The sequence below is a fragment of the Staphylococcus microti genome (assembly GCF_000934465.1).
GTDB classification, from domain to species: Bacteria; Bacillota; Bacilli; order Staphylococcales; family Staphylococcaceae; genus Staphylococcus; species Staphylococcus microti.
In genome coordinates this window covers 1-8,374 of sequence record NZ_JXWY01000059.1, presented here as the reverse complement: position 1 = coordinate 8,374, position 8,374 = coordinate 1, and the positions used below count along the sequence as shown (strand labels likewise).

General features: G+C 37.9%; 11 protein-coding genes, 1 pseudogene and 1 riboswitch. Of the genes and pseudogenes, 10 read left to right on the top strand and 2 right to left on the bottom strand.

Translation table 11 applies throughout. The features are described from left to right. Nucleotides 1–144 precede the first annotated feature (144 nt). Nucleotides 145–564 carry an Ohr family peroxiredoxin gene (locus TP70_RS08405; RefSeq protein WP_044360956.1) on the bottom strand — a complete coding sequence of 140 codons (420 nt, stop codon included), beginning with the start codon at nt 562–564 and terminating at the stop codon, nt 145–147. A gap of 137 nt (nt 565–701) precedes the next feature. Here TP70_RS08405 and TP70_RS08400 point away from each other — a divergent pair, with 137 nt between their 5' ends. Genes TP70_RS08400 through TP70_RS08390 form a run of 3 tightly spaced genes read left to right on the top strand, consistent with a single transcriptional unit; the run spans nt 702 to nt 3,038 of the window. Further along, nucleotides 702–1,706, top strand: coding sequence for a D-2-hydroxyacid dehydrogenase (locus TP70_RS08400; protein ID WP_044360954.1), 1,005 nt, complete (start codon nt 702–704; stop codon nt 1,704–1,706). Nucleotides 1,707–1,724: 18 nt separating this feature from the next. Further along, entirely contained in the window at nt 1,725–2,435 is a 711-nt protein-coding gene (aroD, locus tag TP70_RS08395) for a type I 3-dehydroquinate dehydratase (RefSeq protein WP_052502899.1), read from the top strand. A 54-nt stretch (nt 2,436–2,489) separates the two neighbouring features. After that, nucleotides 2,490–3,038, top strand: coding sequence for a nitroreductase family protein (locus TP70_RS08390; RefSeq protein WP_044360953.1), 549 nt, complete (start codon nt 2,490–2,492; stop codon nt 3,036–3,038). Between the two features lie 53 nt (nt 3,039–3,091). Here TP70_RS08390 and TP70_RS08385 read toward each other — a convergent pair whose 3' ends face one another. Then, nucleotides 3,092–3,415 (bottom strand): thioredoxin family protein, encoded by a 324-nt coding sequence (locus TP70_RS08385; RefSeq protein ID WP_044360951.1) that lies wholly within the window; start codon nt 3,413–3,415, stop codon nt 3,092–3,094. 194 nt (nt 3,416–3,609) lie between these two features. Here TP70_RS08385 and TP70_RS08380 point away from each other — a divergent pair, with 194 nt between their 5' ends. The 7 genes and pseudogenes from TP70_RS08380 to TP70_RS08350 form a co-directional block, all read left to right on the top strand. Further along, nucleotides 3,610–3,963, top strand: a complete 354-nt coding sequence (locus TP70_RS08380; RefSeq protein ID WP_044360950.1) for an arsenate reductase family protein — start codon at nt 3,610–3,612, stop codon at nt 3,961–3,963. Nucleotides 3,964–4,032: 69 nt separating this feature from the next. Further along, nucleotides 4,033–4,413 carry a glycine cleavage system protein GcvH gene (gcvH, locus tag TP70_RS08375; RefSeq protein ID WP_044360948.1) on the top strand — a complete coding sequence of 127 codons (381 nt, stop codon included), beginning with the start codon at nt 4,033–4,035 and terminating at the stop codon, nt 4,411–4,413. Nucleotides 4,414–4,541: 128 nt separating this feature from the next. Then, nucleotides 4,542–4,859: a thioredoxin family protein gene (locus TP70_RS08370; RefSeq protein WP_044360947.1), complete on the top strand. Its 318-nt coding sequence runs from the start codon at nt 4,542–4,544 to the stop codon at nt 4,857–4,859. Nucleotides 4,860–4,898: 39 nt separating this feature from the next. After that, a riboswitch (SAM riboswitch) is annotated at nt 4,899–5,007 on the top strand. Between the two features lie 91 nt (nt 5,008–5,098). Beyond that, complete coding sequence (locus TP70_RS08365; RefSeq protein ID WP_044360946.1) at nt 5,099–6,127, top strand: methionine ABC transporter ATP-binding protein; 1,029 nt, start codon at nt 5,099–5,101, stop codon at nt 6,125–6,127. After that, nucleotides 6,120–6,815 carry a methionine ABC transporter permease gene (locus TP70_RS08360; RefSeq protein ID WP_044360945.1) on the top strand — a complete coding sequence of 232 codons (696 nt, stop codon included), beginning with the start codon at nt 6,120–6,122 and terminating at the stop codon, nt 6,813–6,815. Before TP70_RS08365 ends, TP70_RS08360 begins: the two co-directional genes overlap by 8 nt. Before the next feature lie 23 nt (nt 6,816–6,838). After that, nucleotides 6,839–7,654: a MetQ/NlpA family ABC transporter substrate-binding protein gene (locus tag TP70_RS08355; protein ID WP_044360944.1), complete on the top strand. Its 816-nt coding sequence runs from the start codon at nt 6,839–6,841 to the stop codon at nt 7,652–7,654. A 115-nt stretch (nt 7,655–7,769) separates the two neighbouring features. Next, a pseudogene (locus TP70_RS08350) lies at nt 7,770–8,264 on the top strand (MetQ/NlpA family ABC transporter substrate-binding protein); the annotation flags it as partial. Nucleotides 8,265–8,374 lie beyond the last annotated feature (110 nt).

Below are 8,374 nucleotides of genomic sequence, written 5' to 3'. Positions count from 1 at the left end.
CATCAATTTGCACCTCTCAGTCATTAGAGTAGTTACTCAAATTATACATTAAAATAACCCTATAGACCGACACTCTTTTTTTAGTGTCTAATCTATAGGGTCCAGTTTAAAGGCCAGTGTACCCTGTTTCACTTTATTTTGTAATTACGCAACTACTTCTATATTTAAAGTAACGTCGATGTTGCCGTCAACAGCTTTTGAGTATGGGCAGTAGTCATTTGCTTGTTGTAATGATGTCTCGGCATCTTCTTGGCTTATGTTTTTAACTTTTGCATGAATGACTACTTCTAGTTTTGGACTTTCTGATCCCGGATCGTCCACTAGGAGTACAGTAAGGTCTACAACAGGTTCAGCTTTAAGGAATTTGTTGCGTTTTAAGATGATATCTAATGCACTGCTAAAGCATGATGCATAACCTGCTGCAAATAACTGTACAGGATTTGTTGAGTCCGTGTCTGTGTTGTCTGGAGGTGTGATTTGTAAATCAATGGCTTTATTTTCTGTTTGAACAGTCCCCTTACGACCTCCGACATGAGTGGCAGTTGTTTCATAAATACTTGACATAATATATCCCCCCTTAAAATGGTGTTTTTATTATACAACTTGCCAGATAATTTGCAACGATGTTAGACTTTTCAAAATATTTAATTTGCGATATAGTTACTTTATTCAGAAAAACTGATAACTAAGAGGTGAATGGTATGAAAAAAATTAAAGTATTTGATGTAAGAGAAGATGAACAAGTCGCATTGCAACAGTGGATTGAACGCCATGCAGATGAAGTCGAAGTGATTCTAACAGAAGATAGTTTAGAAGGTGTGCATTTAGAACAGCTTGAAGATATAGATGGTGTGACTTTATCTCAAATGACACCGATCAATCCGGAGTATTTCAAGGCGTTGGCGCAAAATGGTATTTATCACATTGCACAAAGATCAGCAGGTTTTGATATGTACGATTTACCAGCTGCCAATGAAGCCGGGATTAAAATATCGAATGTACCAAGTTATTCGCCGCAATCCATTGCTGAGTTTGCGGTAACAAGAACGTTAGCACTGGTGCGTCATACCAATCGTATTGATCGCAATGTGGCCGTTCAAGATTTTACATGGGATTTATCTGTACAAGGACGTACGATTGAGTCGCTCAAGATAGGTGTGTTAGGAACGGGACGTATCGGTAGTCGTGCTGCAAAAATTTTCAATGGCTTTGGTGCGCAAGTATATGCCTACGATTTAGAACCAAATCCTGAATTAGAAGGTATCTTAACATATGTTGATTCGCTTGAAGATTTAGTTAAAGACATCGATGTATTGACATTGCATATTCCGGGTTCTCCTGAAAATAAACATGTCGTTAATGAAGCTGTGTTGAGTCAAGCAAAACCAGGACTACTCGTTATTAATACTGCACGTGGTGTCGTACTAGATACAGAGGCGCTCATTCGCAAATTAGATGATGGCACTGTTGCGGGTGCAGCCATTGATACGTATGAAAATGAAGGACCATTCTTTAAATATGATTGGACGAATAAGCCATTAGAAGATTCAGTGTTAAGCCATTTGTTAGAACATGAGAATGTATTAATTTCACCACATGTTGCTTTCTATACAGATGAAGCGGTGCAAAACTTAGTTGATATTCCTTTGGATGACGTATTATCATATATTCATAATCAGACAGCGGATCATATTGTCAATCCATAATGAGAAAAGGTGAATGATGTGAAGTCACAAATTGTAGCAAGTCTTATGCCTAAAACGCGTACTTTGTCAGCTGATGAACTGGCAAAAGTTACCGAAAATATACCGTACTTTGATATTTTAGAGTTGCGTATTGATGCAATGCCACAATGTGATAAGGCAATTGTATTAGAGATGGTACAAACTTTGAAACAACAGGGTGAATTTCAACTGCTTGTCACGTACCGTACGCATAGTCAAGGGGGAGAAGGAGCACTGGATGAGACAGGCTATCAGCAATTGTTAGTTGATTTGAGTGAAATACCACAGATTGATTTGATAGATGTTGAGTGGACACCTGAAGTGAACCGTCAAAATCTTTGTCATCAAATACTTGCACAAGGTGGTATCATTGTCGCATCTTATCATAATTTTGATGAAACGCCATCGATAGATGTCTTGAAGAAAACGTATTTTCATCTTTCACAAATGGGCGCGAGTCATTTAAAAATAGCCGTGATGCCTCAAAGTCGTCAAGATGTGTTGGTGCTACTGCAAGCTGTCTCAGAGGCGAGCGATACGTTATCGCAGTGGGTCACAGGTATTTCAATGTCACAACTTGGCTTGATTTCACGCACAGCGCAAGCAACATTTGGTGGGCGTCTCACTTTTGGTGCGTTAGAAGCGGCGGTTGCTCCGGGACAAATACCCGTCAAACAGCTTTCAAAGGCAATCAAGCTGTTTGATAATTAAATGTCTTTTGCGTATAATTGATAATAGTTATCAATCTATAAGGGGTAGATAGAGATGGAGCTTCAAGACGCAATTAAGAACCGAAGAAGTATCAAGAAGTTCAAACATGATATGATGATAGATGATGCAGCAGTGCGCCAAGCATTGGTAGATGCTGCAGAAGCACCTAACCATGGTATGAGGGAGCCATGGCGTGTGATATATGTTCCAAAGCACAAGTTAGGCGAGATGAGTCGTGAAATCTCAAGATATGCGTTTCCACGAGAACCAGAAAAACAACAGAGTCATTATGATGCAGTAACCAAATTAGGCGGCTTTGTCGCATTGATTATGAAATGTGACGCACGACAACGTGAAGAAAATGAAAATTATCTTGCTGTCGGTGCATTTGCCCAAAATTTATTGCTGTTATTATATGAACAAGGCATTGGCTCTTGTTGGAAAACGCCACAATATATTTTTAATCCGAAAGTGCGTCAAGCGTTCGGGGTACTTCCCGATGAACGTCTTGTAGGCTTTATTTATTTAACGGATTTACAAGAAGAAGACAAAATGAAAAAAGTTGAAAGACAAAATAGAGGTCTTGTCACAGATTATATTTAACAAAAAACGCGTATGATATAGGCTCGGCCTACGTCATACGCGTTTTTAAATCATTACTTGCCAAAGCTTTCGGCTAAGAATGATTCAACTTGTTCAGGTGATTTGGCATTTGCTGAATGTAAGTGGTGAAGTTTTTCGCCGTTTTGGAAGATTAAAATACTTGGAATTCCCATTACTTCATGGTTAATAGCTGCTTCTTCAACTTCATCACGGTTTACAACGTACCATGTATAGTCGTTATATTTCTCAACGATTGGATCAATCCACATGTCCATTGCTTTACAGTCAGGGCACCAGCCTGCTTCAAATTTAACGATAACTGGTTCTGAACTTTGGATAACCTCGTTGAATTGTGCGATATCTTTAACTGCTTGCATGAAAAAAGCCTCCTCTTTGTGTTTCGTAACGTCATTATAGCGGATTTAATAGGGGAAGTCATTTAAATTGCAACTTGCGAGACATACAGGGAAAGCGTATCATACAAAATATAAGCTAACAAAAAATAATAAAAAAGAGCAATATTTTCAACTTTTTGTTATATTTGAGATAAGTCATTACAGGAGGCGTTCTTATGATAAAATTTTATCAGTATAAAAACTGTACAACATGTAAAAAAGCAGCAAAATTTTTAAGTGACCATGGTGTGAGCTATGAACCGATTGATATTGTGCAACACACGCCAACAAAAGAAGCATTTAAAGAGATTGTTGAAACAACAGGGATTGAGATTAAAAAACTTTTTAATACACACGGTGCAAAATACCGTGAATTAAATTTAAAAGATAAACTTGCAGAATTATCGGATGATGAAATGTTTGAACTGTTAGCATCAGACGGCATGTTAGTGAAACGACCATTAGCTGTATCTGGAGATAAAGTGACAGTTGGTTTTAAAGAAGAAACATATCGTGACGTTTGGTTATAAGAAAATAGTTGATAGAAATTCAGCAATATGTCATGATAAATATAACATTAACAATTGGAGGGGATTCAAGTGGCAGTGCCAAGTAATTTAAAGTATTCAAAAGAACATGAATGGGTAAAAGTTGAAGGCAACACAGCGATTATCGGTATTACTGATTTCGCACAAAACGAATTAGGTGACATCGTATTCGTTGAACTTCCTGAAGTAGACGACGAAGTATCAGAAGGCGATACATTCGGTAGCGTTGAATCAGTAAAAACAGTATCAGAATTATATTCTCCTGTGTCTGGTAAAGTCATCGAAGTGAACGAAAGTTTAGAAGATGAGCCAGAAGCTGTTAATGAATCACCTTATGAAAATGCATGGATGGTTAAAGTAGAATTAACAGACGAGAGCGAATTAGAGGCATTATTAGATGCAGCTAGTTACGAAGCAATGATTGGCGAATAATACGTATATAAGACTCGGTTTAGGATGGTAACATTCTTTGCCGAGTTTTTTATTGTGCGTTATGTTGGCGTGTCATCGATGAACATGCTATTCTCAATCTACTACAATTAAGTAAAGGACTTTGTAAGATGACAAATCATCAAATACAAGATGAAGTACTGACACAGCATTTTGATCAAGAAACACATCTGATTTTCGGCTATACGACGATGTGTGGCACATGCAAAGTATCCGAGCGCATGTTGGATATCGTAAATGATATTGTTCAGTTACCGATTACGAAAGTAGATTTAAATTACTACCCAACATTCAGTCAAGAACAAGAAATTCAATCTGTTCCCGTGTTGCTCATTATGAAACGTGATCAAGAGTATGAGCGACTTTACGCATTTCGTTCAGTGCCTTTTTTACTAGAAAAAATTAAAAAAGTTATTGACGAATCTTGATTGAGGTGGTAAGATTTAAACAATTCAATATTCAGAAAACTCTTATCAAGAGTGGTGGAGGGATGTGCCCTTTGAAGCCCGGCAACCGTCTAGTGATAGAAATGGTGCCAAGTCACATAAAGTTGTTAGCAACTTTAGAAGATGAGAGAGATAGCTATCGTCATTGCCTTCTCTTTCATTTCCGAAAGAGAAGGCAATTTTTATTGGCATAAGAGATGCTTTGCACAAGGAGGAGCAATATGATTGAGTTAAAAAATATTGTAAAAAAATATGAGAGCAAAACGAAAACTGTCACTGCTGTCGATCATGTCAATCTTAATATAGCCAAAGGTACAATATACGGGATAATCGGATTTTCTGGCGCTGGTAAGAGTACATTAGTTCGACTGTTCAACTATCTTGAAACGCCAACATCTGGAGACGTTATTATTGGTGGGGACAACATTGGTGCGTTGAGCAAACAGGCGCTACGTCAGAAAAGACAAAAAGTAAGCATGATTTTCCAACATTTTAATTTGTTATGGTCTAGAACAGTTTTAGATAATATCAAGTTTCCATTGGAGATTGCGGGTGTACCGAAAGCAGAAGCGACGAAAAAAGCGGAAGCGTTAGTGCAACGTGTTGGTTTAGCAGGACGTGAACATGCGTATCCATCAGAGTTATCAGGTGGGCAAAAACAACGTGTCGGTATTGCACGTGCATTAGCCAATGATCCGGAAGTATTGTTGTGTGACGAAGCAACGAGCGCTTTGGACCCACAAACAACGGATGAGATTTTAGATTTGCTACTTCAGCTCAAAAAGGAACAAAACTTGACGATTATTATCATTACGCATGAGATGCACGTTATTCGCCGTGTGTGTGATGAAGTCGCAGTGATGGAAAATGGACGTGTTATCGAACAAGGTCCTGTATCTGATGTGTTTGAAAATCCACAACACCGTGTGACGCGTCGCTTTGTTCAAGAAGATTTACAACCTGAACAAGATTTTGAAAGTCTTGTAGGCACATTAAACCTTGCTGAAGGCGACAAAGTTGTGAAGTTAACATTCTCAGGCGAAGCAACGACGCAGCCAGTTGTATCGTACATTGCGCGCAAACATGATGTCACAGTGAATATTTTGGAAGGGAATATCAAACAAGCTAAAACAGGAGCGGCTGGTTTCTTAATCATTCATATTCCAGCCATTTCAGAAGATAGCTTCCATAAATTACAACAAGATTTAACAGAGCAAAACATTCAAGTAGAGGTGATCAAACATGGGTAAAAGTTTTAGTGAAATACTTCAAGAGATGATCACAATGCCGAATGTACGCTGGCCAGATGTTTGGGTTGCAACATATGAAACACTTTATATGACAATTATCTCGACAGCTTTTTCATTCGTTTTAGGACTGATTTTAGGTGTGATTTTGTTTTTAACATCTAAGAGTCAATCCAAAGCGGGCCGTGTCTTTTATAGCATCGTATCATTCTTTGTTAACTTGTTCCGTGCGATTCCATTCATCATTTTAATCCTGCTCTTAATTCCATTTACGAGCTTGATTCTTGGTACGATTAGTGGACCAACTGGTGCGTTACCAGCGTTGATTATTGGGGCATCACCATTCTACGGTCGTCTTGTTGAAATTGCATTGAAAGAAATTGATAAAGGAGTTATTGAAGCGGCGCGTTCTATGGGATCTAATACTTGGACAATCATCTCTAAAGTATTAATTCCAGAGTCATTACCTGCATTGATTTCAGGTATTACTGTTACAGCGATTGCGCTTGTAGGTTCAACAGCAGTAGCCGGTGTTATCGGTGCTGGTGGACTTGGTAACTTAGCTTATTTAACTGGTTTCACACGTAACCAAAATGACGTAATTTTAGTTTCAACGATTTTAATCTTAGTAATCGTTTTTGTAATTCAGTTCCTAGGGGATTGGTTTACAAATAAAATAGATAAACGATAATAATTATAAGGGAGTTAAGAAGTATGAAAAGAATTTTATCAATTGCACTCGTACTTGTATTAGCAGTTGCACTTGCTGCATGTGGCAACAAAGAAGACAAAGACAGCAAAAAGATCACTGTCGGTGCGTCACCAGCACCACATGCTGAAATCTTAGAAAAAGCAAAACCATTATTGAAAGAAAAAGGGTATGACTTAGAAGTTAAAACAATCAATGACTATACAACACCAAACAAATTGTTAGATGCTGGTGAGTTAGATGCGAACTTCTTCCAACACACACCTTACTTAGATACAGAGAAGAAAGAAAAAGGTTACAAAATTGAGTCAGCAGGTAACGTTCACTTAGAACCAATGGCTGTATATTCTCAAAAGCATAAGAGCTTGAAAGACTTACCAGATGGTGCAGAAATTTTTGTATCAAACAACCCAGCTGAACAAGGTCGTTTCCTTAAATTCTTCGTGGATGAAGGTTTAATCAAAATTAAAGACGGCGTTAAAATTCAAGATGCAACATTTGATGACATCGTAGAAAACAAGAAAAACATTAAATTCAACAACAAACAAGCGGCTGAATTTTTACCAAAAACGTACCAAAACAATGAAGGGGACGCAGTTATCATTAACTCTAACTTTGCAATCGAGCAAAAGTTAAACCCTCAAAAAGATTCAATCGCTGTTGAAAAAAGCCAAGACAACCCATATGCTAACTTAATCGCTGTTCAAGAAGGACACAAAGACGATGAGAAAATTAAAGCATTAATTGAAGTGTTACAATCAAAAGACATCAAAGACTTCATCACTAAGAAGTATGATGGCGCAGTAACACCAGCTGAATAATTCAACACCTTGAGAAGTGAATAGTAAGATGGGAGCGCGTTGTGTCATGCAGCGCGACCCCGTCTTTTTTTATAACTTAATTCAAAGTGGACGGATACAAGAAAGGGGTATTTTGATGAGAAAATTGAGATTAGTAATCGTATTGTTGGCTGCAGTGGCGGTTGTGCTTTCAGCGTGTGGCAACAAACAAGAAGCTTCAAAAGAAGATAAGAAAATTGTTGTTGCTGCCTCACCGACACCACATGGAGAAGTGGTGAAAAAAGCTGGCGAAATTTTGAAAAAAGATGGATATGACGTTGAAGTACGAGAAATTAATGATTACAAAGTACCGAATAAGTTATTGGATAAGGGCGATGTTGATGCAAATATGTTCCAACACGTTCCATACTTAAAAGCAGAACAAAAATCACATGGTTATCAATTAGAATCAGTCGGTAAAGTTTTAACAACGCCAATGGGTGTGTACAGTAAAAAACATAAAAGTTTGAAAGACTTACCAGACGGCGCTAAAATCTATATTTCGAACAACCCAGCAGAAGAAGGACGCTTTTTATCATTTTTTGTCAAAGAAGGGCTGATCAAAATTAAAAAAGGTGTCAAAATTGAAGATTAAAGTGGACCCCATGTCAAGGACACTTAAAAAAAAGACCATTAACTAAATAATTAACTCCCACTATGATGGTGTCATAGGAGGAGTTAAGGCAATGTGAGCCTGTACTC